General features: G+C 43.1%; 16 protein-coding genes. 1 reads left to right on the forward strand and 15 read right to left on the reverse strand.

Annotated elements, in window-relative coordinates; translation table 11 throughout:
- Positions 1-121 precede the first annotated feature (121 nt).
- Together N482_RS02315 and glnS are read right to left on the reverse strand one after the other, a co-directional pair.
- Positions 122-1,948 (reverse strand): protein kinase domain-containing protein, encoded by a 1,827-nt coding sequence (locus N482_RS02315; RefSeq protein WP_063375549.1) that lies wholly within the window; start codon positions 1,946-1,948, stop codon positions 122-124.
- Between the two features lie 99 nt (positions 1,949-2,047).
- Positions 2,048-3,709 (reverse strand): glutamine--tRNA ligase, encoded by a 1,662-nt coding sequence (glnS, locus tag N482_RS02320; protein WP_063375550.1) that lies wholly within the window; start codon positions 3,707-3,709, stop codon positions 2,048-2,050.
- A gap of 519 nt (positions 3,710-4,228) precedes the next feature.
- On the opposite strand from glnS, the gene N482_RS02325 reads away from it, so the two are divergent.
- The gene (locus N482_RS02325) at positions 4,229-4,501 is read left to right on the forward strand and encodes a hypothetical protein (protein ID WP_063375551.1); all 273 of its coding nucleotides are present in this window, start codon (positions 4,229-4,231) and stop codon (positions 4,499-4,501) included.
- A 147-nt stretch (positions 4,502-4,648) separates the two neighbouring features.
- Here the strand turns inward: N482_RS02325 and N482_RS02330 are convergent, their stop codons facing one another.
- The 13 genes from N482_RS02330 to N482_RS02390 form a co-directional block, all read right to left on the reverse strand.
- A complete protein-coding gene (locus N482_RS02330) occupies positions 4,649-5,254 on the reverse strand; it encodes a hypothetical protein (protein WP_063375552.1) in 606 nt (201 codons plus the stop codon).
- A gap of 53 nt (positions 5,255-5,307) precedes the next feature.
- On the reverse strand, positions 5,308-5,799 hold the full coding sequence (locus tag N482_RS02335; protein WP_063375553.1) for a hypothetical protein: 492 nt from the start codon (positions 5,797-5,799) through the stop codon (positions 5,308-5,310).
- A 78-nt stretch (positions 5,800-5,877) separates the two neighbouring features.
- On the reverse strand, positions 5,878-6,453 hold the full coding sequence (locus N482_RS02340) for a hypothetical protein (RefSeq protein WP_063375554.1): 576 nt from the start codon (positions 6,451-6,453) through the stop codon (positions 5,878-5,880).
- Between the two features lie 227 nt (positions 6,454-6,680).
- Positions 6,681-10,409 (reverse strand): contractile injection system tape measure protein, encoded by a 3,729-nt coding sequence (locus tag N482_RS02345; protein ID WP_063375555.1) that lies wholly within the window; start codon positions 10,407-10,409, stop codon positions 6,681-6,683.
- Between the two features lie 2 nt (positions 10,410-10,411).
- Positions 10,412-15,394, reverse strand: a complete 4,983-nt coding sequence (locus N482_RS02350; RefSeq protein ID WP_063375556.1) for a hypothetical protein — start codon at positions 15,392-15,394, stop codon at positions 10,412-10,414.
- Entirely contained in the window at positions 15,391-18,063 is a 2,673-nt protein-coding gene (locus N482_RS02355; RefSeq protein WP_063375557.1) for a hypothetical protein, read from the reverse strand. Before N482_RS02355 ends, N482_RS02350 begins: the two co-directional genes overlap by 4 nt.
- Positions 18,064-18,162: 99 nt before the next feature.
- Positions 18,163-21,351, reverse strand: a complete 3,189-nt coding sequence (locus tag N482_RS02360) for a hypothetical protein (RefSeq protein ID WP_063375558.1) — start codon at positions 21,349-21,351, stop codon at positions 18,163-18,165.
- Between the two features lie 166 nt (positions 21,352-21,517).
- Positions 21,518-21,919, reverse strand: a complete 402-nt coding sequence (locus N482_RS02365) for a GPW/gp25 family protein (protein ID WP_063375559.1) — start codon at positions 21,917-21,919, stop codon at positions 21,518-21,520.
- A gap of 14 nt (positions 21,920-21,933) precedes the next feature.
- On the reverse strand, positions 21,934-23,523 hold the full coding sequence (locus N482_RS02370) for a phage baseplate assembly protein V (RefSeq protein ID WP_063375560.1): 1,590 nt from the start codon (positions 23,521-23,523) through the stop codon (positions 21,934-21,936).
- Position 23,524: 1 nt separating this feature from the next.
- Positions 23,525-24,262, reverse strand: a complete 738-nt coding sequence (locus N482_RS02375) for a hypothetical protein (protein ID WP_063375561.1) — start codon at positions 24,260-24,262, stop codon at positions 23,525-23,527.
- Between the two features lie 2 nt (positions 24,263-24,264).
- Complete coding sequence (locus tag N482_RS02380; RefSeq protein ID WP_063375562.1) at positions 24,265-24,498, reverse strand: hypothetical protein; 234 nt, start codon at positions 24,496-24,498, stop codon at positions 24,265-24,267.
- Positions 24,499-24,515: 17 nt separating this feature from the next.
- The gene (locus tag N482_RS02385) at positions 24,516-24,977 is read right to left on the reverse strand and encodes a phage tail protein (protein WP_063375563.1); all 462 of its coding nucleotides are present in this window, start codon (positions 24,975-24,977) and stop codon (positions 24,516-24,518) included.
- 49 nt (positions 24,978-25,026) lie between these two features.
- Positions 25,027-25,473, reverse strand: coding sequence for a phage tail protein (locus N482_RS02390; RefSeq protein WP_039609825.1), 447 nt, complete (start codon positions 25,471-25,473; stop codon positions 25,027-25,029).
- Positions 25,474-25,486 lie beyond the last annotated feature (13 nt).

Genomic DNA, 25,486 nt, shown 5'->3' on the forward strand with positions numbered 1-25,486 from the left:
CTCCTTTGAACAAAGGGTGCAACAAGCGGGTGAGAATTACAATTGACAATTCGTCATATACTATGAAGAAATTAACTAGTCTATTTGAGGTAGAAAGCGCTCGCCTTACCACCTTCTACATTCACCGTATCGGTTCAGTTTCTTTTGGGTTTTTTGGATAAAAGTGTTCAGACTGGCGAGGGCACAGCGAAAACTCACGCGTATTTTTATATGGTAGTTTCATAAACCCAGCTACACCATAATCTTGAATACTCACCGTATACTGAATTATCTCACGTAACAAAGCTGAAAACTTCTCTTCTTGTGCTGCATCCAACAATCGATAATAATAGTGGATTTTCAATCTGTCGCTCAATGACTCAAATATAATACAGCCAGTGTGATGAATTTTATTTAGCTCAAATACACATTGAATGATTTGCTTGGGTAAGTTAAGTTGCTCATCGGGGTCTTTACCATCTTCAAAATACGAGTGCGGACGTGTCACTTCCGATGCTACTACGTGGCTAACGCTATATTGTAGCTCCGGTAAATTTTCAAATATATACGCACCAGTGTCATCTCGTTGCAATTGAATTGTTTGGCGAGCATCAAACAGGCAACATTTAAACAGTCCCTTTTGCTCTATACCCTGTGCCAACATCACCGTAGCACTTACGGCATCAGTAAATGCTGCATTTAACGATTCATCATTTAGCATCAAGCTAGACTCTACAAACACAGATTCTTCTTGCCAATGAAAACTCAATCCTCCCACAACGGGGTATTTTGCCAAACGACTGATAGATGCCAAGAAGGCTTTTTCTGTATCTCCAGTATCAAACAAAAACTCTTTGTAATACCGGTCTAATTGAGCATCATTTACGTCCAATAATTGCTGGTTGTGATCAGCTCTGCGTAAAAACTGTTTACGTGAGCTATACACTACAGTATCAGGTTGTTCCTGTAAGTGCGTTATCCAAAAGGGAATAGGCGCTTTGCTTTGCGGTATTTCAAGATCAGGTAAATATACTTTTTCCATAGTCGGCATATTACGCATAAAGTAATCGCCCGCCAGATCTCTCACTTCTTTGTCTTTACTTAGCATACCATCTATAACGCGAGCAAACTCCTTTGGCAGTCCTAAGCTCGCAGCTGGAACCACACTCGCACCAAAGCGGCATGACTGCGCACTGGCCAATGCATAGATTGTCGAAGCGACCCCTTGTTCATCAAATCGAGGAGAAGAGCGCGAGCCTGACATTTGCTCATCCCCTATGAAGTAGACATCCCCCATTCGCGCATTGGTACTAGCAACGTCAGACGACATTAAATCCATAATATTACTCGCGATTGGCTCACCATACACATCCACTTGCGCATAAACAGAGCTTCCCCAGTCCACCAGCGAAAATGCATCTGAGGCTTGATCCCATACGATGTTCGAAGGCTTAATATCACCATGAACAACTGGCTGAGGTGACATGCCGTTTTTTCGCTCTCGAAGATCAACCAATACGTTTCGAAGCTTTAGGGCAAGCTGCACAAGATCTCGCGCGCTGAACCGACCTTGCTTAATTGAAATCTGCTCAAGGTCTTCGCCTTTTGCACGAGCCATCATTAAGATACCCTGCTTTTTAACACGCTCAAACGCGAAAAACTCAGGGACCATCGGGTTATCAATTTGAGACAACATGTAAGCTTCATCTTCAAGCCTGTCGCGAACGCTTTGTGCTAGGGTAATACGTGAAAATTTAAATACCCACTCTGCACCGCCCTCCTCAACTCCCGCAAACACAAAGCCAAAAGCACCTGAGCCGATCAATTCAACATTTTGGTAACCTAGTAAACTTAGCTGTTTTTTACATATGTTCAGCCATTGGCGATGTTTTTTTGCATCATGGTGGGACAACAAATAAATAGATTGCTGCTCATTGATATAAAAATTATGAATTGACTGTTTACCCACGGTCAGCGCTTCTCAAACTAATATGATGAATATATTGAAAAAAAGGCCGACATTTGTCGACCTTTTTTATCAATTACTGCAAATTATAATTGCTAAGCTTTATGCTTTTTCAATTTTTGCCCAAGAGTCTCTTAACCCAACTGTCTGGTTAAAAGTTAACTTCTCAGCTTTATTATCGCGGCTATAATAACCAAGTCTCTCAAACTGGAAACCTTGCTCAGCATCTGCTTTCGCTAATGATCGCTCTAACTTGGCATTGTCGATAATAACGAGCGAGTCAGGGTTTAGCGTCGCTGTAAAGTCTTCAGCAGCCGCAGGGTTTGGTACACTGAACAAACGATCATACTGACGTACTTCTGCTTCAATACAGTGCGTCGCTGATACCCAGTGGATCACACCTTTTACTTTACGGCCGTCCGCTGGGTTTTTACCCAAGGTTTCATCGTCGTAAGTACAGTAAATCGTTGTAATATTGCCAGCATCATCTTCTTCAATACGCTCCGCTTTAATTACATAAGCGTTGCGTAGACGCACCTCTTTACCTAATACCAGTCGTTTAAACTTTTTGTTAGCTTCCACGCGGAAATCTTCACGTTCAATAAAGATTTCTCTTGTAAATGGCAGCTCACGCTCACCCATGTCTAGAGTTGGGTGATTTGGTGCTGCAAGTATTTCAACTTTATCAGCATCATAGTTTTCGACAACAACCTTAATCGGGTCGAGTACAGCCATCGCACGTGGTGCATTCTCGTTCAAATCGTCACGGATACATGCTTCAAGCATACCCATTTCAACCATGTTATCTTGCTTTGTGATACCAATACGCTTACAAAACTCGCGAATTGATGCAGGCGTGTAGCCACGGCGGCGCAAACCAGCAACTGTTGGCATACGCGGATCATCCCACCCTTCAACTTGACCGTTTTCAACCAAGTCGTTCAGTTTACGCTTTGACATTACCGTGTATTCAAGATTTAAGCGTGAAAACTCGATTTGTTGAGGCTGACACTCAATGCTGATATTCTCAAGCACCCAGTCATAAAGACGGCGATTGTCTTGGAACTCTAGCGTACACAGTGAATGTGTAATGTCTTCTAGCGCATCAGAAATACAGTGCGTAAAGTCATACATTGGATAAATACACCACTTGTCACCCGTTTGGTGGTGATGTGCAAAACGAATTCTGTAAATAATCGGATCGCGCAAAACCATGAATGAACTCGCCATATCAATTTTTGCACGCAATACACATTCGCCCTCTTTAAACTCACCGCTTCTCATTTTTTCAAACAGCGCTAAGTTTTCTTCGACAGATGTATCTCTATGTGGGCTGTTTTTTCCAGGTTCTGTTAGAGTACCGCGGTATTCGCGAGCTTGCTCTGGAGATAGGAAACAAACATAAGCTAAGCCTTTTTCAATAAGCTCAACCGCATAGCCATATAAAGCGTCAAAGTAGTTTGATGAGTAACAAACCTCACCATCCCAATCAAAGCCTAACCACTTCACATCTTCCTGAATAGAATGCACATAATCGATGTCTTCTTTTTCTGGGTTCGTATCATCGAAACGAAGATTACAAAGACCTTTATAATCTTGTGCTATCCCAAAGTTCAGGCAGATAGACTTTGCGTGACCTATGTGTAAAAAACCATTTGGTTCTGGCGGGAAACGCGTATGGGTTGACGCGTGTTTACCGCTTGCCAGATCCCCGTCAATAATATTTCTAATGAAATTAGTTGGGCGATTCTCTGTATCCGCCATAGGAGGTATTTCCTCTGAATATGTAGCTTGTTAACTGGGGCATTATTACAAAATAATTTGGTAACTTACAGCGCTTATCTGCTGTTAAAGCCTATTTATTTAGTGTTTTTTAAACACTGAGCAAATTACAGACTATTTTGCAGCCAGTTTGTTTGGTTAGACTTTTGTTATGTGTCCAAGCTGCGAAGATTTCAAGTATTGCAGGATAACCATGGTGAGGGTATAAGCTCTATGAGACTTAACCGCAATGGTGAATTTATTTTTGATGCTTACGCAGCTATCAAAGTGCCGGCAGATAATGCGCCAAAATAGATGTAAATTCTCTTCATAGATGACAACGCCCTCTGAAATCATTTCCCCAAATTCGAATATAAAAATAGAAACATATTGCAACTTGAAAAGTTCCCAAGTTAATACTGTTCACTTTTCATTCAGTTTGTGTTTTAGTTACAGAGTCTTACTTAGAAAAACTGAAAAGTTCTCCCTCCATATATAGCATATATAAATCAAGGAAATAAGATGAAAAGAAGTGTATTAACGCGAGCTGCATTAGTTGCAGGTATAACAGCATTTAGCTTGAGTGCAACAGCAACAGAAAACGTTAGCACCAGCGCTACGCATAAAGTCTGTTATTATAAGTTAACCGCAGCACACAGTGACTCTACAGCACCACTTTGGGAAACAAAAACTGTACGGTCTTGGCAAAACTGTCCGCCAAGTTGGACAATTGCAGGCCCCGGTGGATGGGCGCCTGGCGGCGTGTATATTTATCAGTATTATACCTTTAGATAGTTTGGCTGTTGAGGCGACTTCACGCCTTAATTCATCGCTCGTGCCGAAACCCCAAATGGTTGAAGGCACAAGCTTTCGATAACACCTCTGCTCCTCTAAGAAGAACATAGCTAGTAACCTTTACGACGTCGGTCAAAATGCTCAGTGTTAGCTTTCGAGCAAATATGCAAGACGCTGTTTAAATCGCTCTCTTGGTACTTTATTCCAAAGTTCCTTATCCGACATTTCTTTGCTAAAAGACGCCAAGTCATTTTGTGCGACATAACGTTGAATTCTTCTTCGCGTAGTTGGTGTGTAATCGCCACGGTATCTCAAGTCTATTAAGATATCTTTAATTCTTTGATTTAAACTTTCCCAGTGCACCGCGCCATAAGCTTCAACGCAATCTGCTTTATCACAAATGCGTTTAACATCGTTTTCCATGTCTAAATAGATCTGTTCAAATAAATTGACCTGTTCCTGATGGCTAACTTCAAACTCTTGAAGGCCGTGTTTTTCAATAAATTCCCTGGCCGTTTCACCAAATAAACCAGACGCAGTTGAGAGTAATTTAGCATCTTGCAAGCAAACGCCTGCTTCAGAAAGTAAAGAGATAACCTCTTCGGGTTTGCGATGTTTCAAATCAAAACCACGCCCAATAGTTAAGCCAGAGCCATTGGTAGGTACATGAAGAGTGCGGCTATGATAGCGCCCACCTTCTTGCCCTTCCTGTTCAAATGTGAACAGCCCTATATTTGGTAATTTTATAGCCATTTTTCCCCCTACTTCACTGCTCGCTCAGCCCGTACACAAGTCGAGCCAATGTTTTATACAGATAATATACCGATATTGGGAATTATTTCATCCTTCTCGGCATGACCTATCCCTGCTTTCACTTTAACGAATGCTTGCTTTTGCCTTACAAGTTCAAAATATGCCACGCTAGCAAACAACCATTGCTGTAACTTTGATGCTGACATTCTATTGATATGCCCGATAGTTGCATCGCACATTTTCCGACTTTGCTTGATACCTAGATAGTATTGCATTTCAGCCAGTAACTCGCCTAATAGACCTTTGGATGCAACGAGCAATAGTAATCCTGCGGTCTTTTGATCATAAATTTGTGCCCCTTTTAACAATTGCCAAAGCTCAGACATGTACAGGTCTTCGCATAGTGCTGAGATCTCCTCTTGAGAAAATCCATGCACACTAAGCGTTCGCCATAGGGCTAAATTTTTTAGTCCTATCAGGGTTCCATTTGGATCTGTTGATTCTAAGTTAAACGCATACTGAAATGCTTTTTGATAATTCGCCACGGAGCCACCTCTTGATTCAACTTAACTGCTGACGCATTTCGGTGGCTTTTGTGAAAGGTTTTTCATTCGGTTATACAACTAACTTAGTTTGCCTCGAATTTGCAAAAATACTAAGCTCAAAAAATCTGACAACATCGACTTAAACTCACTATGGTCCTCAAAGTTTGGCGGGCAAGGCCAATGAGGGAAATGAAGCTCAGGAGCGGGAACATTTTTATAGTAATACTCATCAGCAAAAAACAGAGGCTGAACTTGGCTAGTGACCAGTTCCGTGAGGTACTTTGAGTAGATGAAAGAATGATTAGGTCGCGTAAAAATAAGCAATCGATTTAATCCGATATCTGGCTCTGTTTGATTACCCGAAAATAACAAAGTGACCTGACTTATGACTTCGATAGCTGAATCCCCTTCGTGCAGTGTTTGCTTTTCAATTTCAATTGAAGCTGTATACCCTTGCTCGACCAAAAGAACCTTCGCTGTTTCTAAATGCGGAAGCACTCTGTTTTCAAATAAGTTATTCAAGTGCTGTAAAAGACTATGTCGATTGTAATCCAAGTAAGATTGTACTTTAGATTCAGCCACTTGATACTGCTGTTGACGCACCTGGTGCTCTTCAATCAGGGCGCGTAAGTTTGAATAATTATTTACAGGCATACACTTCTCCATTTTAAATTAAGGTTGGATTAACATGGGTGATTCCAACCCGTTTAATACCTTGCCATTGGTGGGTTGAAGGACCAAAATCTGCTTTAGTCCGCTATTATTGTTTTTTTTAAAACGCGCGTAGGCGCAATTAGTGAATTTTTAAAAGAAAAGAACATGCAGAAGGACTAAGGATCTCTCTTGCATGCTCCAAGTTTATTTGATGGACCCGTTGCTAATTACACACCGTACTGCCACTCAATATTGATAAGATCATTAACTAACCAAGGCAGTTGAGCTATACCTAAGCCCCAAGGTAACTTCATCATTAAAATATCCTGTGGCTTAGTCTCTACGACAATGCTTACGCCATTTGAAGTCAAGTTAACTTCACCATTTCGATGCAAAAACATCTCCCTAAATACATTAACTGGCATTCCCTTGAGCGCCTCCCAGCGCGCAACGGCCACTTCAAGCAATCGTTCGAGCTCTGATGATTCCGCCTCACCTAACGGCTCGTCATACTCATAGAAATGATCTAACGGTAAGCCAAGCAATGCGTTTATTGCATAGGTTTCATTGTTTTGGGGATCTGTACTCACCAAATAGCAAAGTAATTGATGCGCCTTTTGCTGACACTGTTCATTGCAAAATGCCACATCGCCAGATTCATGTTCGGTAAGCAGTTCAAATTTGCGATATAAGGTCTCTAAAAAAGGCCATAACAATACAATGCCAGCATCTTCGCTCACTAGCCTTTGTGTACTTGATTGATAAGCGCTTTTAGCGCTCTCAAGTGCCTGTATAGTTTGCTTTTGTAACTGAGAAAAGCCCGCCGTAAGAATACGAGCCTCATGTTTTTCTGCTTGTTTTTCCAGCCGCTTTATCAGCGCTTTACTTTGCGACACAATGCGCTTTGCACTCGAATAGAAGTGCTCTGTTTTGCGTTGTCGTGAAGCTTCTTCTACACCTGGAAAAGCCACTTTTAATTCGTGATCTAAACTTACTTTGTCTTGACCCGATGTTTTCTTGTCGACTGTCCGTTCATCATTTATCCGCTCACTCACTTTTGACCGCTCAACATTTAAGAGCGAGTGGGCACCAAATGCATCCGTTGTTTCTTCCCTTGCCAATTCTAGTGGTGGCGCAGCTGATTGAACCTCAACTAAATGACTGGGTAACGTACTCAATTTATTTTTGACTAACATCTCTTCAACGCCATCGATGAAATGTGTCAATGTTTGCAGCACCTCATGATATGAACTTGCGGACTGAATACTAACCAAGTCTATCAATAAATCAGTTGGGGCATAGCTCAGCGGTTTGTCTGACTGAGTATCTAATTCGATGCACTGTGGTGAACTCGACTCCTTTACCAGTTCGCGTGCGTTAGAAATTTCAATGTCCCTGCCCATAGCGTACAAGTTCGTCAACGCGTCAACGCTACTGTGTAAAAGCCCGCCCCACCAACTAGACGTTTTCTGAGTTAAGTTTTCGAGGTATGGATTTAAGACATGAATCTTTTTTTGCAAACGCTGTAATTTAAGTAAGCTTTTGTCTATCGTTCGATTCACTTTCATCGCTATTTCAATAGTTTCGCTCTTATTCAATAGCGTTCGCCAGCTAACAAAGCAAAGTGATAACTCAACTGCTAGCTGATGGATACCCCTAAGGCTGACTGTTGCTGCGACGCTGCCTAGTTGCTGTTCAAGAGTACTAAGGTAGCGACGTATTCGAGTCAAAACTTCAAGTAATTGAGCTTGCTTTAATTGCTTGATGGCTGAGTTGCTTTTATCCACTGTTAACTGTAAATCTGGCACAGCGTCATGCTCTACCGAACTTACCGCTTCAACCCCGGTTTCTTGGGCTTTAGCACGCTTTTCCAAGGTCATACAGGCAGCATGGACTGCGCCGCGCAGTGTATTACAAAGGGAACTTAGCTCAGTAGCAGCCTCGCTTTCAAAGCGCTGATTAACGCGCGTATGGGTTTTGATTACGTCGTCACTTGCTGAGTTTTGCCCACTTAATTGAAGAGCACCAGCGCCATATTTTCGCACCAGAAGAGCAAGCACTTGCGTGTTGGCTCCTATTATTTGCGTCTCAAGTATGGCTTTATCTGCTAAGTTTAGTCCTTGTTTAATAACGCTAAGCGCCAAACGATACTGTGAAACCTGAGCTTGCTCAAAATATCTTGTTTGTTGCTTTGCTACCAATTTAGAAAGAGGTCCTTGCAATTCTATAGCGCAGGCCAGCGTATTTTGGGTGTCTGACTTTGTTCCGTCGGTTATATTACCTTGCTCAACATATGTTGCTGAATCTAAGTCAGTATAAAGCTTAGGCAATTCGGATAGACGCCCAAACGCCTCATTTTCCGGTTGCGTGACATCACAGCCCAGATTAAATACATGCTTTTTTTCCACCAGCCAATAACTCAGTTCATTTAATAACTCGGTATACGCCTTTAAATTGACATTTTGTTGTAGTGGAGTACCCAATATTCGCACGGCACTGCAATGATTTTGCAACTTCTGCAAAATGGCAGCTGGCGCACTGTCGAATGTACACACCAATGTTCTAATTCTATTTGCATAAACGTAATTAAGCAGTCGTTCTGGGGCTTTACTTATTGCTTGTAGTTCGCGCTCAACAAGCTTAAGTAAATAGTCGATCTTTTTTAATTTTTTTTCTGTACTAGGTCTTTGATAAATAACTGTTTGCCTGATGTGTTCAAGCAGTCTGTAAATAGGTTGCGGCAATTCACCCAAAGCATCTACTTCTGCAAAAAAAGAAAACCACCTTTTGCTATCAAACAGGGGGAGTTCCAGATGTTCACTACGATCAACCAACAGCTTGTTAAGTTTTTGTAACGCAAAATACGACGACTTGAAACCCTGCTTAAACTGGTGGTAAAGCGGCATAAGCATAAGCTTTTCTTGCGATCCCAAAGACATCTCGTTGACGCCTCTAAAGCTGGTATCACTGCTAAATTCTTGCAATACATCTTTTAAAGATGTCTGGGTTAAGGCTTGCTGGAGAATATAGACTAAATCCTCTTCTGCTTTTGAATTTGTAAGCACCCCATTGGCAATCCGAGTCAAAGTGCTCCGGTCATCGTTAGCCAATTGACTAGACGACTTTATCGCGAACCAGGTTTTCAACAACTTCAGCTCACTTTGTGGACGCAGTAAAACAGTTACCACTCGATTTAATGTTGAACGGTCAAATTCATCATTGTTAACAAAGCAACTATAAGCGCTCACCAGTACTTTAAGGCGCTCTTGTTGCTGAGGCTGGCTGCTTTTCATTGCGCAGTAAATTGACTCAATATCAAGCCAAAATAAATATCGCTCTTTTTCTGACAGCTTTTTGACGACACCAATGATATTTAAAGAGATAAATTTACCAATGAATACGTCAATAAAAGAAGCTATTTGCTGCGTATCAACGCTCATCGCTTTGATAAAACCATTACGCACAGCGGGCCATTCTGCAGAGGCTATTAGATTCAAAAATACCTGTTTATTTTCAGCTATACATCTAAAGAACACCTCTTTTAAACAGGCTATTACCTTTTCATCTAAATGCGCTAAATCGATATCCGCCACACTCGATACAAGCTCACTCGCTTTAGTGTTTGTAGCCGAGTTTTGTGCATTTAATTGTACCTCAATCGAGTGCTGTAACACTCGTCTGATGACTGGGCTAAATTCGCGTTCAAAGTACCCTTTTGGGTCTGCCTGTAAAGCGTTTAAGTCAATATCTGGTAGTTCAATGCTGATGTCATCTAAACAGACTTCATTACCTTTTAACAACTCAGTTTCAGATACATCTAGTTGCAACTGATTAATTGCATGATGCAGCCATTTTTTTAATAGGGACTCAAGGGCACTTACACTGTATTTCCCTGAGTCAATGAGAGATGAAGGGGCATCAATATCAGCCCCTATTTGCGCGATTGCTAGTTTCATAATTACACGTGGTCATTGCGCCAGAAGTAGCGAGAATCATTCATTGGTCTGTCTAAGAATAATGCATGCCAAAGGAAGTCGCCGTTATGTTCCTCTTGCTCTTCTAGGTGATAACAACCAGCGCTGTATATATGATCTCCCTCACCTTTCTGAGCAGTATTGCGACGCCAGAAGCCTTTACAGATTAAGTTCTGACACTTGTAAGCGCCACCACCGTGTAACTGAGCAACATTGTTAATCGCCAACACTTCGCTTTCATCGCAGTGTGCAACTGCACCACCGCGCTCTGCTTGGCAATGCTGAGCTTCTATTCTGGCGTAACGCAGGCCATATGCTGCTCCACCTTGACGCCCTGCACGACAGTTACGAATATGCTTGGCCTCAATATTTGTTGCATCTTCACCATAAATTGCCCCGCCATCACCACTAACGCAGTGATTTTCAATAACGCAGTTAAGTTCAATTTGGTCCACATAGCGAAGGTTAAACGCACCGCCATTGCCTTCATACATACTCATCTCGCGAGATACTTCATGGATCGCACCATCAAAAGTAAAGCCATGCATGGATACGTGTTTTATTGTTGCATCACGGTCGCCACGAACAATGAAACGGCAACCCACATGTGCTTTGACAATTCGTGTTTCACGCTCATTAAACCCGATGATACTTAGGTTAGAACCGACCTGGACAGGGTTTTTAAGTTTATAAGCACGAGAAACTTGTCTGTGACCATTATGAGGAAACAACAAAATAGTCATATTGTTTAAATTTTCACGGCTAAAGACCGCATCGAACTCATCTTGATTATGGATCGCAACCACTTTCTTACCGCGACCAAATCGCCATGCATGCTCATCCACATAAGCTTTAACAGCAGCTTGCGTTGCAATCACATGATCTGACGGCGTTTCACCACCCAATTCAGTATCTGCAGACGTCGCTTCAATACCCGGGCCAACTGGCATTTTCAATGTTGTCGGTGCCAACTCACCTTGTACAGAGCAATCGCCAACAACCTGTGCGCCTTGATCTAAATGAAGCTGACTCTCTAGAATCAGTTCGCCTTCGACCTTTAATTGCTCAGTAACACGCACATCACCTTGCACGTCTAGCTTGTGCTGCGGTTGAGCACATCCTAAACCTAGGTTTGCATTACCATCAAATACAAGCTCAGAATTACCTCTCACACCAATATCAAGGGCATTCTCTCCTTCGCTAGTATTAACAGCCAGCATTGCGATGTCGGTATGTACATCACCCACAGAGACTTTATGCTGCACATCTAGCTTTTGCGCTCTTACCATGTCGCTAAACTTAGCGGTACCTTGCACTGAAAGCGTATTGAGCATATTTACAGCAGGCTTTAACGCAACCTGAGACTGAGGCTCTAAGCCTTCAACGATTAGACTACCGCGAATTGTCGCATCTTTATCTAGATGGACAGCATCCTTGAAGTACGCATTGCCCAAAGTGGTGAATTCACCTCCCAGATGCAAGCTTTTAGCAAACACAGCGTCACTCTCGAGTGTTAACTTGCGCTCGATAGTCGTTTGCCCTTCAATAGTTACCGTATCTTTGAACAAAGAGTCATCATACACGGTAAGATCTGAGCGTAGCTCAACATCACCTAGTATTTTCGCGCCATCTAAGCATTCAAGTTGACCTGTACCCCGAAGTACGCCGTTAAGCTCTATGTCGCCCTCAACTTTAACATCACCTACGATATCCAGTTCAGCTTCGGGCCTATCATTGCGGATCCCCACTTTACCGTCTTGGAATACAATCGGGTTTGCGCCTTTGTGGTATATTGCGAAAGCGTGTTCGAAATGATTTTGTTCAAGGCTAAGCTGGGCGCTGCGTAGAATTTTCACTTCATCTTCGTCAGATGCATGCATCGCAACACCAATGCGCGTTTCACCGAGTAGTTCTGATGTGCCGTAGACATTTACATTGCTTCTAAAGCTCGCGTATTCGTTCACATGCAGGCTGTCATCTATCTCGAGGCGACCTTGGATTGCTAAGTCCTTTCTAAATCGCGCATCTTCGGCAACGTCTAACATAAACTCAGGTCTTTCCATACCAAGCCCTAAGTAACCGCGGCTTACAACCATTTGCACATTGCCCGCAGGATCGTCGACACGTATCGCTTGGAAATCTTTCTCACTGATATGCAATCGCGCACTTGCTTGATAAGGCGCAAGCGACAAGTTGCCAGCAACATCTAAATCGGCCCTAAAGCTCACATCGTTATTTACCGTCAGCGCATCTCTACCTTCTGTGCCCTGAATCTCAACGCTCCCAGCAGCATAATGCTCTCCGTGAACATTTAGGTCTTCTACAATAATGACCGAGCGTCCAACTTCCAAGTTTGAACTGATTGCGGTATTGCCCCGCACTAGCAAATCATGTTCAAGCGTGGCTTTTTGAGTAACATTCAGTTCACCATCTAGCAGAGACTCACCAGACACCTGCAAAGCCGCACGCTGCGTGTCACCCGTGTTGTTTGTAACACTCACCGCTAAGCCATCTTTAAGCGTCGCATGGCCCATCAATTTTGTTCTGCCCTCGACGGACAATGCATCACCGTTATTGCTGACATTTAATTGACCAGCAATATCGGCGCGACCTGTCACTGCCAAATTAACCTCATTGCTGGGCAGCATTTGGTTAATTGCGAGTTGACCAGGGGCTGCATTCAGCTCAGCGTCTCCAGCGATATTCGTCACTTTGAAAATGGGAGTTCCTGCCTGCTGTATAAGCGTCAACTGGCTCGCGGAGAAGTTAACCGCAATATGCTCGTTTTCTACAATTGAGAACGCGCCGTGCAAATCCGTATTACCATATACGCTGAAACCTGCTGACTTTTGTGATGTCCCCACCATAGTCTGCGAAAGCATTGCACTGAACCCACCTAACTCGCTGTTTTCATCCGTAATATGGACCCCAGTTAGTGAAGTAACATCTTTGTCGAATAGTGCCACCTCACCTACATGAAATTGTGCCTGAGGGTTTGCTTGAAAAAAGCCGATATTTTTTGCTTTAGCATGTATCAAAGAAGTCGTATTGAGACCATCAAAATAACTGATATCAACACTTTGAGGTTGCTCATTGTGCGCTAAAACAGATAGCTTCGCATCTGTAGTCCAATCACTTTGTAAATTGTGCTTTGCAATAACCACATGATCGCTGAAATCTGCTTGCTTGACCTTAGCATGCTCAGTCACTTCTAGTCGTGGCGTATTTACATCGCCTTTGACATCAAGAGACAATGTGGCATCCGAGCTGCCCATGACTGCTTGGCCATGTTTAAACCGTACTAAATGGTTACCATCATTGTCTTTCACAAGGAGCGCTGGGGTTTCAGCAGCGGTGCCTTTAACGGTAAGCGTAGCATCATCTGAAATCGTATTTTCACCGACGGTTAGCGCTTGTTTAGCAATCGCTTCTGGCGAAACAACCTGGACATCTGACTCAATGACGTCTGCTGCGTGAATCGAGGTAAAATCGGCGTGTGCTTTGACATCTAACGTCGTGTTAATAATTGCACCCGCGTCACTTTGAACCGGCACATTAGGTTGCTCACCTACTTGTAATTGACGCGTGCGCGTCTGCCCAAGAACCGTTGTGTTTTCAGCAACATCCAATCTGTCCAAATGGGTATCACCGGCATTCAAAGTCATTTCAATCTCGGCCTGTTTTGCAGTCACTTTTTCACCTACATTCAGGTTTTCAGAAACTTGCGTGTTTGCCCAGATATTAACTGGTTGTTCACCTACTAAAGGCGAATTCGTGACTTTGACCAACGAGTCATTGGTGTTGCCAAGGTTAAGAATATCGCCTTGATTACTTTGTACATCTAGCTTCGCCGTCGGCGCATGAGCGCCCACTGAGAGGGCCGTTTCCACATGAGCATTTGCGCTAAATACCGCACTGCCTGCGACATCTAAAGACTGTTCAATCTCCACTTTTCCAGCAAAAGAAGCGCTACCATTATTTCCCAACAGAATGTGGGCTTCGTCTTTGCTTGTGCCAACCAACACCCTATTGGTTACATGAAAACTCTCATCGGGCGTCGCAGTACCCACACCCACTCTGCCTTCAGGGTTAATTATAAATGGTGTTGCATCCTGATTTAGGTCATCAACTCGCAATAAATCGTCTGTGTCCGTAGAGCGCTTACCAATATGTACCTTAGCAGCTGTGCTTTGCTCATCTAGACCGACGCCTAACTTAGGTACTTCTACATGTGACTCAAAAATAGACTGCTTGGCTGCGAATAGCTCCCCCTGTAGCATTGTTTTTTCTGCAACAGTTAGTTGATGTGCTGTTGTAACACCACCCAGTTCGGCTTCACCTGAGACACTCAAAGATTCTGCCTGAACGCCTTTTTCTGCAATGACAGACTCTTTCGCAGTAAGCGTGCCTGTCGTCGTCACGTAGGGCTGATTGTCTGCATCTAATCCTGCCTCTAGTGCCTTAGCCGCACCTTTTCTCACGCTGAGCTCACCCGCTGTTACACGCTCACTCACATTGGCTGATTGTGATTTAAGTTCACCTGTTGATTTCACATTACCGCTAACTTGTAGCAAGTCATTTGCATCGCGGTCGACCTTTACCTTGTCGTACATTGTCAATGCATCAGCTTCGACCTTTAATGCTTTCACCTCGCCACCATCAGGCGAAACGTGAAGTTTATGATCAACCATTACCGCAGAATCATCAACTTTGAACTGCTCAGTTTGACCGTCTGGGCTCACTGATAAGGCAGACGTAACAGAGATTTCTTGCTCATCGCCATCTTGCGAGACGGCTATCGGATCGTCAACTTGATTAAACCCTGAGCGGATCAGGGATTCAAAATCATCGCCTGTTGGCGTTTTAAGATCGTCAAATTTATCAATCAATTCAGCCCGACTGTTTTTGGCAATCACAGATGTTGAGTCGCACTCGGCTACAATTTCTTGGTCACTGACTTTGTTCATTCTTCGTTTCCTTCAGGATCTATTCGATTTGGCACGCTGGTAGCGACGATGAATTTCGAAACTACCGCTGTATTTGAGTTAATTTGAGAAAAAGACACCGGCAAAATCGGCTTAAGGTAAGCCAACGGCGAATAGCCTACGGTGAATCGCGTGTTGCTATTTGGTTGTGTAAATGCATTCGGCGTACAGATATGATCGATACATAATTGTGTTGCAAGGTAAATCACTTGCTGCGCATTGAACCCTTGCGGATACAAATCAGGGTGCGTTGAGATAACTTCTGTGATCTTTTCCATAATGGCTTGATATGAGTCGCCATTTAGTTCTAAATCATCAGGTAATTCAGCCGATGCATAACCTTGTAGTATTTGCAGCAGGTATGTTTCTAGCACTTCGCCACCTTGTGGCTTAGCTAAAACATACTCAATGATAAGCTCAATAATTCTGCCACAGTCCAAAAGTAGCGATTCCAACAATTCACCAATGTCTGTCGCTACGCTTGCGATGTGCTCTTGACCTTGGAAAAACCGCTCTCGTTGTGCCTGTCCATAGAAATTTAACCACCCGTAGTACAGCCGCTCAAACAAGCTCATTTGTTCACGTTGCAACCATACGCAATGCACCGTCATATGCAGTGGGACGTGTTGCACAATTTGGCTTTCTACTAGGCGCTGGAAATTTTCATTGTTCAGTCGCGTTGTCCAATTAGGCAGCACAAAAAACAAGATATCACTTTGCTGTTCGCTAATGAGGTCTCCCTCTAGCAAATAAAAGCTTTCTCGATTGTGTGTTGCCAATGGCATTTGCCCTTGGTGAGAAAAGCCTAAGTTGCGCATAACAAGTTGGCTTAAACTGGACAGGTGTGCAGTTTTTGGGCTTTTTGATAAATAGTTAAAACCGCGGCAACGATTGTGACCTAATGCACCAATTTCATTGAGAAGTCGACATTTGTCGATATACTGGCGGAGCAATACCAAACGTGTTAATAAATCTTCTCCATGGCTTGGGTCCAATTCGCACCCAGAGAGTGCACTAATATAAAAACTAAATGCTTCGCGATACTTCAACAGATTGGCATTGGGCAGCTTAATTGCAAACCTAGACAAAAGGTGTGCCGCGCTGTCGTTCAAACGGGTAAGCTGTGCAATTGAAAAATCAATTTCCAGTTGCTGTTGTAAGCCTTGATCGAGATAGCTAGGCATGGCTAACCTAATGAGGTGATTGACACCACTTATACCTGTAACCGCTTGGCTCAACTGCGTATGAGGCAATGAAATTGCGCGTTGCCAAAACTTATGCAGCATCTGCTCAGAAATGGCTTCACTGGCTAACATACAGTCTAAGACCATGCCTAAAAATTCAAAGCTTTGCTGTTGAGGTAAGGCCAACACATGGGGCAATATATCGATTTGTTTGTGCTGATCCGCTAGAAGTTGGTCAAAAAGGTGCAAGTAGCCCTTAAATTGTAATAACTGTGCTTTTTGTTCAGAGTCTATTTCCCGGTTGAGCATTTGCTCAGTAACCGCATATGTCTTGGGCAGCTCATGCTGTAATGAGTCATAGCGGCTCAAATGCATATATTGCCCTTCGCTTCGTGCAAAACTCTGCTCAAGAATCGTCGATTCTGCATTCAACTTAGCAGCGATACCCAATTTTATTTGCGTGGTTTCTTGCTTACTTAAGTGGTAGTCCTGACCTTCAATGACCAACGACAGCCCTTCAAAGAAAGCGTCACTTGAAAACCCGAGCTCTGGCGCCAAATTGCTTTTAGTGGGATCTAACTCAGCTACTTCAACTTGCCAATATTCATAACCAGGCTGTGCGCCACCTTCGGTGATAAACTTAAATTCCTCAATTTGCTTGATGTTTTGGTGCTGGCGCAAAACATCAAGAATATCGGAGCTATATATGTACTTTTTAATTGGCGTGTTTTCGAGATCACTGTCTAATATGTACCCATTGTTAAGCCGTGGTCCTTGATAAACATCCTGAACATACATCCCCATGGCAAACAACTCTGTCGCGCTATATCGTTTAACAGAGGGGGAAATTTCTAATGCGACTTTAGCCAATATATCAACCAAAGCGTCAACGATGCTATTTGTGTTTTCAAGCACCATTTTCATGCCTAGCCTAACATCAGCAGGGTTATAGAAAGCAATGTCACCCAGTTGGTGTGTCACGCATCGCGCTTGTGAGAACACTAGATGAATACGGTTTTTTACTTCTGCTATTTGCTCTGGTTCATAGTTATAAAGTTGCACCACCAAATCGAAGCAAGTTTCACCGCTCTTCGTTTTGTCGCTGGTCTGAATAACTAAGTTTTTGATAAATGGAATATCCAAAAACAAGCGTCGATAATCGGCAAGTGTTACACAATGGCTAAACATCACCGCTTCAGACGTTAAAAACTGATTAGGTTGGCAGTCACTTTGGGGGTCCACTTCAAGTAGGTCCGCCACGGGGTAGCTCAGTTTGTAACTTAAATCAGACAACACGTAGGCGAGTACTTCGAGCAAAGTAATGCCAGGATCAAAAAGGTTATGATCACTCCAAGTTTCAGGTGCCAACTTTTGCAGCTGCTCAACCCCTTGCTGGCGCAACCCTGTTAGGTCGTGCCCGGGATGCAACGAAGCATCTGAAGCAATTTTCAGTGCATTGGGTTCCATGTTTTTCCTCTGGGAATTTGGTCAATATTTGAATAGACGGAGTGCGTTCATATCTGTGAACGCAGATGTGAGTGTTTAGAGACCGTGGTCAGTGGTGCACTACTGCACCACAAAGTTATGTTGAATTTTCCACTTTCCGATACCTTCAAAAACATCTCCGGCCACATTCGTCAGGGATATCTTGTGGTTTCGGCTGGGCACCAGAATTTCGTCCATGCTCTTAGGCGATACCTGTGCATATTGACGAATTTTGTCATCGAGACGCTTGCCTCGGATAACTTGTACCATTTTTACTGCCTGATGCATTTCTAAAGCTTGCGCAACATCCGCCAAATAGATGGTATGAGATAATTTCTCATCACTCTTATTCCATGGTGTTAGGGTATCGACAACAAGAGCGTTAAGCTCTATCACGGTTGTTTGGATATCAAACCGAGGATCGATTTGAATAATGATCTCTAGTTGGACTTCCACATAGATTGGGTCAACAACCGTGATGTCTAAGTTGGGCACCGAGCGTAATTCAACTTCGTCCTGGATCTGACGCATCAAATATCTGGGTACTTTAGGCTGTAATAGTTCAGTGTCATGGTTAAGTGGGATCACCATCATGTTTACACCGTCACTCGTTTTATAAGCACGCACCGTATGCAATTCAGGGAATGTTTGCAGTGTATGATGTTCAAAGTCCCAACCTGTTAACAATCGATCCCTATGCCTAAGGCGTTCACTCACACGCAAGTTAATACGGCTATCATCTTCTTTAACACGTGCGCCGAAACTATCGAATGGTTGCTCGACGGATGATATTAGCGGATCTGTTGTTACCAGTTTTGTAATGGTCTCAGCAGGAAGAGGCTTCAAATAGTGAGGCTCTGGATGCCCTGTTGAACCCAGTGTGACTTTTACCGCCTGCGAATGAACGCCTTTTAGTCTAGAGTAGATTGGGTGTGTGTAATCACTCGATAGTACTGAAGAGTCAATTGCAGCACGGATCCAAACTTTGCCGTCGTGATTAAATTGATCGGTTAAATCGAACTCGGGGAAAGAGAAAATAATGATGCCAGAATCCAATAAATCATAGGTGTTGTCTTGCAAAATACGACCTTCACCACCTATACCTTGAGAGTCCTCGCGACTAAAATGATGCCACTTCCCTTGGTTGTAGTATTCCCACTTAAACTCCGGCTGCTCAACAAAGTTATACCCATCAACCGCTTCTACTTGAAATAGCACGCTGCATTGACCTGGTGTCACCATAGTGCCGAGTGCAATGTATAAATAGCCTAAATTTTCAATCTGCGGTAACAGGTGCAGACTGTTCTGGTCTTCAAGTAACTGTAATTGCCTGCCGATTGGAGAAATATGTTCAATCCAAATTGAATTGCCAATGGCATCCCTTTGTGCACGTGAAATACTCTGGCTGTAATAGTTGAGTTTCATGGAGTCTAGTAATGGGGTATAAGGCTCCGGTACCTGAACAGGCATAAAGTCCCCACCTGTTGGGCCCCTCGTGATTAAATTAATGCTGTTTTGATATGCGTAATACTCAGCAACTTTTAAATGGTATGGGTGTCCAAAGTCCTGATTCGACAATTCAAATGTATACCATTTAGGCCACTCTTTCGCTTGCGTTAAATTGAAAGGTAACGTCAAGTAATCGCGAGTTCCATTGTCATCGTCAAAGGTGAAAGCGAGCCGATTCGTCGCAATATTATTTTCGTTACTAGGTAAACTTTTTGCTTGTAAAACCTGTACCTGCTCGCTATCCCAAAGGTCGTCGTTATAAAATAAATCCGACTGTATTTTGTGATGGGTATCCCCATAAGTTTCATCTGACTGAGAAATGAGGACTTGGTTTATTGGCCATGAGGGCGTTGTTTCCGGCTTCTTTGTATCTAGAGAAGATGTAACGATACTTTGGTAGTCGAGATAAGTCTTGTAATACTTATCAAAATCATCTGGTCTCCCGACCCAATTTAGCTCGACGCTTGCTCGCGTTACACGTTTACACAGTAACTCTGGATGCGTAAATTCAAATTTTTCGGCTAATTGCGGCGCGAAACCAAAGGGCTCAAAAGGCTTAGTCATATCTAAAAAGCCAATGCCGTTGTTACCTATTAATCCATATGCGCCTATCACTAATACGCAGATCCGTACTTCTTGCACTTCATTTAAGGTAAGGGACTCTAATAATTTTTCACGTTTGTCTAAGTCGATGCTATATAGCGCTTGGTACTTAGATTTTTTAAGTACAAACGCCAAATAAGGGAGCACTTTATCTTGCCCAATATAGGTGTCAGATACTGGCGAAATTGGCGCAAATAACTCATCAATGGTGATGTTAATTTCACTGTTTTCGGAATTCAGAGATAGCTGCTCTGCTGACAACAAAACGGGGCCATCTTCAGTACTGACCCATACATCAAAGCTCTCTAACCAAGCGGTTAGGTCCAGCGGGCTCTCACCAAATTCATCTCTGGAAAATCGCATTGAAATAATACGTTTACCACTAGATAGGAACAAGTCTTGTGATGCTACTTTGAAGCCAATTTCCACTTCAGGCTCTAACTCATTTACCTTGTTGTCACCAAACGTCATCACGCTCGATTCGAGCTCTATACTCTGTTCAGTATCACGGAGTACATGGCGGCATATATCTAAACCAGACGCTGATGTGAGCTTATTTACAGTGGTGACATTGTCAACCACTGCTCGATTAATGGCATTGGGTTCAGTTGATAGATATGTAAGATCATTGCCCTCTTCATCTTTACCGCCATCGAACTCGGTCCCTGGCTGTAAAGTCATTGAGTCCACTTCATTGAGAGCAATCAGTATATGCGCAGCATCAGGTTCGGCAGCCAAAGGCTCAAAACCAAGGACATCACGGTAATAATGGTTTAAGTGAAGTTCAATAAATTCATTAAATTGACGCTGGGTATGAGACAGTAAATCAACAAAAGACAGTAACAACGCTAAGTCTGGACGTTCTGCAATTTTGGCCGTTAACTCATCAGCTTTGCCAGTCAATACATATGTACTCAACGCTGCGAACTTTTCTGAATCAGGTAGTATCTTGTACCAAGTTTGCACTGGACGCCATGTATCTGTGCCAATAAAGTTTGTTTGTTCAGCTATCTTAGTTAGATAGCTCAGCCACTGCTCAATTGAGCGCGGCTCTATTTCGTAAAACCCACTTGAGAGCTCAGGTATTAGACGCCCAGTTTGACTCAACCCGGTTTGGTAATGGGTAATATGTGAAAGACTACGAGACTTAGAAGCCATGTGATTACCTTATAATTTCGAAAAACGAACGCGTAAACGTAACCACACGTACCAACCTAAGTTGGCAAGCTGTTGTGTATTACGGCGTTCATGCAGATTGCAACAGTGCAAAGATAAAATAAGTAAAGGTGTCGCTCAGAGTGTGAGGAACCACCAGCAAAAGCTGTTAGACAGACTGTTCAGACAAATAAAATGGAAATACCATATTGCTGCGGCTGTTTGTCTTACGAATCAGATAGGTCAGCTCAATCAGTAGTACTCCGTCATAGAGTTTTTGTGGGTCGAAGGAAATATCTTCTAATATAATCCTAGGTTCGTGATTGAGCAGAGTGGCTGAAATCTCTTGCTTTAAGGTAACAAGCGCGGCTTCATTAGCGTCCTCAAACACAAAGTTTGATAGCCCTGAGCCAAGTTCAGACCAAAATGGTCGCTCACCTTTTAGTGTATTCAAAGCTGTGGAGATCGCCTGCTTTACAAGCTCTTCTCCTTCAGCCATTTCAGGCCCTGAGTCTGGACTTGCAAATTGAGGTGGAAAGCCCCATCCCCTTCCAAGAAATGATTGGTCCATATTATAATTCCTCTTTATCCAATTTCCATTTTGTCCGTCACTACAGCGACTTTCTGACTTTCAAGGGTGATGGATTTATCCATCTTGATTTGACTGTCATCTGGAGTTTTAATCACCACATCAGTTTTTGCAGTCATACCCGCTTTGTCTTTTTGCGACAAGCTATAGCCCGAGCTTTCACCCAGTGAAATTGAGTGGTCTTTACTGCCTTCCATAATGATGTGTGGCTTTTTAAAGGTAAATTTCAACCCCATAGCCTGCTCTTTGAACACTAACCCTCGGACGTCATATTCCTTTTTATAGCCACCTAGTGGAGGCTTAGCGACGGGGTTGTGAACAGCGCCTATAATGACCGGAAATCTTGCATCACCACCAATAAAGTCCACAATGACTTCTGTATCTTGATCTGGCGGTAAAAACAGCCCTTCTTCGACACCAACGTAAGGAGTAAGTAACCGAGCCCAAATAGGTTCCGTTGTTAGACTATGTAAAGTGAGCGGGATCCGATGAAGCTTTTCTTTGTCTTCTTTGAATTCAGCGACTTTACCAACTACGACGGGGGTTGGCGTTAACTTTTCCCACTGTGACCAACCACTGTTTACTAAAGATAAGCCTAAAGTGAACTCGCAAAACCACCCTTGATTGGACAAGTGATGATGAATTTCGCTGATCATGTAGTCCGCTTTATTGCTCTCACCAGCACCGGATACAGTTATTGCTTCTAGCAACTTTACGTTATGAAGTGACTCAGCCACAGACATATCAACTTGAATGCGCCCTTGTTGGGTATCCCAAAGGCGGTAGGTTTGCTCAGCTTTTGCTTTCGCCGCTATCTCCACTTTGTCTATAGGTGCTTGAGACTTGATGACAATATCAGCGGTCCCGCCATCCTTTTTTTCACCCGAATCATGGTCTTCAACAAGCATAGCCTGAGTTTTAATATCCCAAGCACTGTGATCGACTTTTTTCGCGTAGGAGCTGTTATCTAAACAGAGTTCAAACTCAGTACACCCGTCCATTGCGACATTAAACCCTGTGGTGGTTGGAGTATGCTTAGTCAAATCAACGATATTAATGCCGCCCTCTTCTTCGTAAAAAACAAAGCCATTGGTCAAAATTCGGTTCATCAACACTTCCCATGGCTTTTTCTCAACCATTAGATATTGATAATGTTTAATTTTACTGTCAGCTACCGTCTTTTTACCCGAACAAGGCGTAAGCAAATCATTCAGGATGTCTGTGTCAGTTGAGTCAGGCTTGTACAGTTTACTGATTCTCGATTGGCAAAGCTTATTTGCCTCTCCTTTCGCGGAGACTTGCACAAAAGGCTCGCAACAATAGCCAATTTTACCTCCAGTGATCACCCCAGAAAAAACGGTAATTTGCGCGGCATCACCGAAGCCAGCTTTCACTTCAATTGATTTACCCGGCGGAAAGTCTTTAGACAGAGACAGCGAGAAAGTTTCTTCTGCCATGTCTCCATCAGCGAAAATAATTGATAATTCGGGGATCTGATTTACGCCTCTACGAGCGACCATCTCCTTAACACCGACTTCCAGTTTTTTTTCACTGCCGTCGACTAAAATGGTGTAACGTATATCCATATCAGCGCTCCAAAGGCGGGTAAATAATTTCAGCTCCCACATCAGCGCTGCGAATTGAAGCCAGTTTATTCACGCTTGCCACCTGATGTACGTAGCTAGGTTCGCCATAAATTGAAGTGACTTGGGCTATCACACTATCTCCAGCCTTATGTTGGAGTACATGGGTTAAGTCTGGCGAGCTTTTACCGGTCCTGAGTTTAATTTCTTTGTTCGACAGGCACTCAGATACGTTACAAACAACCTGTGCTTTGACGCGATTGCCTTTGCCATTAACAAGTTCACTGATGACATTGATGTCATTGAGCATACCGTGGAAACCACCATCTGCACCGTGATTTAACACCATATTCAAAGGCATAATGGTCACGAATGCAGGCAAATGAGTTTCACCTTGCACGGCAAGACCGTACTTTAACAATTGTTGAATGCTGTCTTCAGTCTCTGTTTCACCACTTTCTCCCATCGCAAGCTGACCAGGCGTTTCAATGATGGTATCGTCCAATAGGAATTTAATAGTAAGAATCGAGGTTGGTGACTTCTGGTATCGAGCTGACCCACTCTCCGAGCCAATGATCTTTGACTCTACCAAATGATTCTGATGCGTCACGTTTAGAGATTTTGGGTCATAAGGCAACGTTAATTCCCCTAATTTATTACCATCTCCTCGTTCAATTTTCTTATAGAATGTCACCTTGCAAAGTGGCAAACCACTTGCGTTAATTCCGCTTGATTTATTCATAGTCAGGGCCTTTTTTCTTTACCAAACTTTGCAAACCTAAATTCAATGTAGCGCTTTAAATCCGCTTCCAATTGACAAAGCAACTCCTGAACTTCATAGCGGCCGACCGCATTACTATGTTTTTCGATTGCTGGCGCCTGTTGAGAAGAGTCGGCTGAACTTTCAGCGGCTGCATCACCTGATTGGTCCGCTCGAATACGTGCTTTGACATGCACTTGATTACACTTTATTTCCATATGTTGCTTACTCCTTGTTATGAAGGTAAGCCTGGAATTGGCACAGAAATGAGGTCTCGATAACTAAAGCTAAGTGACTCAATTAAAACGTCATTTCGGCCAGCATCAACACCTTCCCACTCCCAACTTTCCAAAAATGCATTTTGAACGAGCCATGCTTGAGAAGGCAAAAAGTTGTCATCTAAAATCGTGACTAAGATATCGTTTTTAACCAAATAGGTGCTCCACGCATCGCCAAATACCAAGTTTTGTAGCATTAATAAACTACCTCCTTGGAAAACGCCTCTTTTTAGGGTCAAGGCTCTGGCCTGCTTTGCATTCGCAACACTTACTCGGTTGTTGGTATATTCGACGCTCCTAGCCATTTTCAGCCCACTGACTTCTTTAAATAAAATATCAACGGGGTTGGGGATGCCGGCCGTAACAATGCTGACAAGAAAACGATACCCAACCATTGGTGTTCTAGGATCTTGAAACATATTTCACACCTAAATGGGCACTCTCGTGCCCCAAAAAAAGAGAATAAAATTAATGAAATTCGATCTTAATATCGTCAGCCATCATTTCTAGTGACTCAACACTCGCTTCATTTGAACCACCATTGATGCTAGGTGCCGTCAACTTCTTAGGAAATGCATTGATTACTTTCCAAGTAACGAGAGGCTGAGAGCGATCTTCATTGGTTAGTGAAATTGTGATGTCCTTTTTATCCACAAGGTTTAAGCTGATAGAAGAAATCCAATCGTAGAACTGGCTCTTTTGCTTAACTAAGCCGCGCTTTAGCGTAATGTTCACGTCAGTTGGTTGCCCAGGCATATGCTTTTTGCCATAACCATCTTTGTAAGTGATAGTTTCAACACCAATATCTAGGCCAGAAACTTCTGAAAAAGGAATGCTTTCTTCGCCAAAACTGACAACAAATCGATAGACCGGAATTGGATATTCTGCTGCGATATCTGCTTTAGTAGTAGCCATTTAATAACTCCAA

Origin of the sequence: Pseudoalteromonas luteoviolacea NCIMB 1942 (genome assembly GCF_001625595.1) — a bacterium.
In the GTDB taxonomy this organism is placed as follows: domain Bacteria; phylum Pseudomonadota; class Gammaproteobacteria; order Enterobacterales; family Alteromonadaceae; genus Pseudoalteromonas; species Pseudoalteromonas luteoviolacea_A.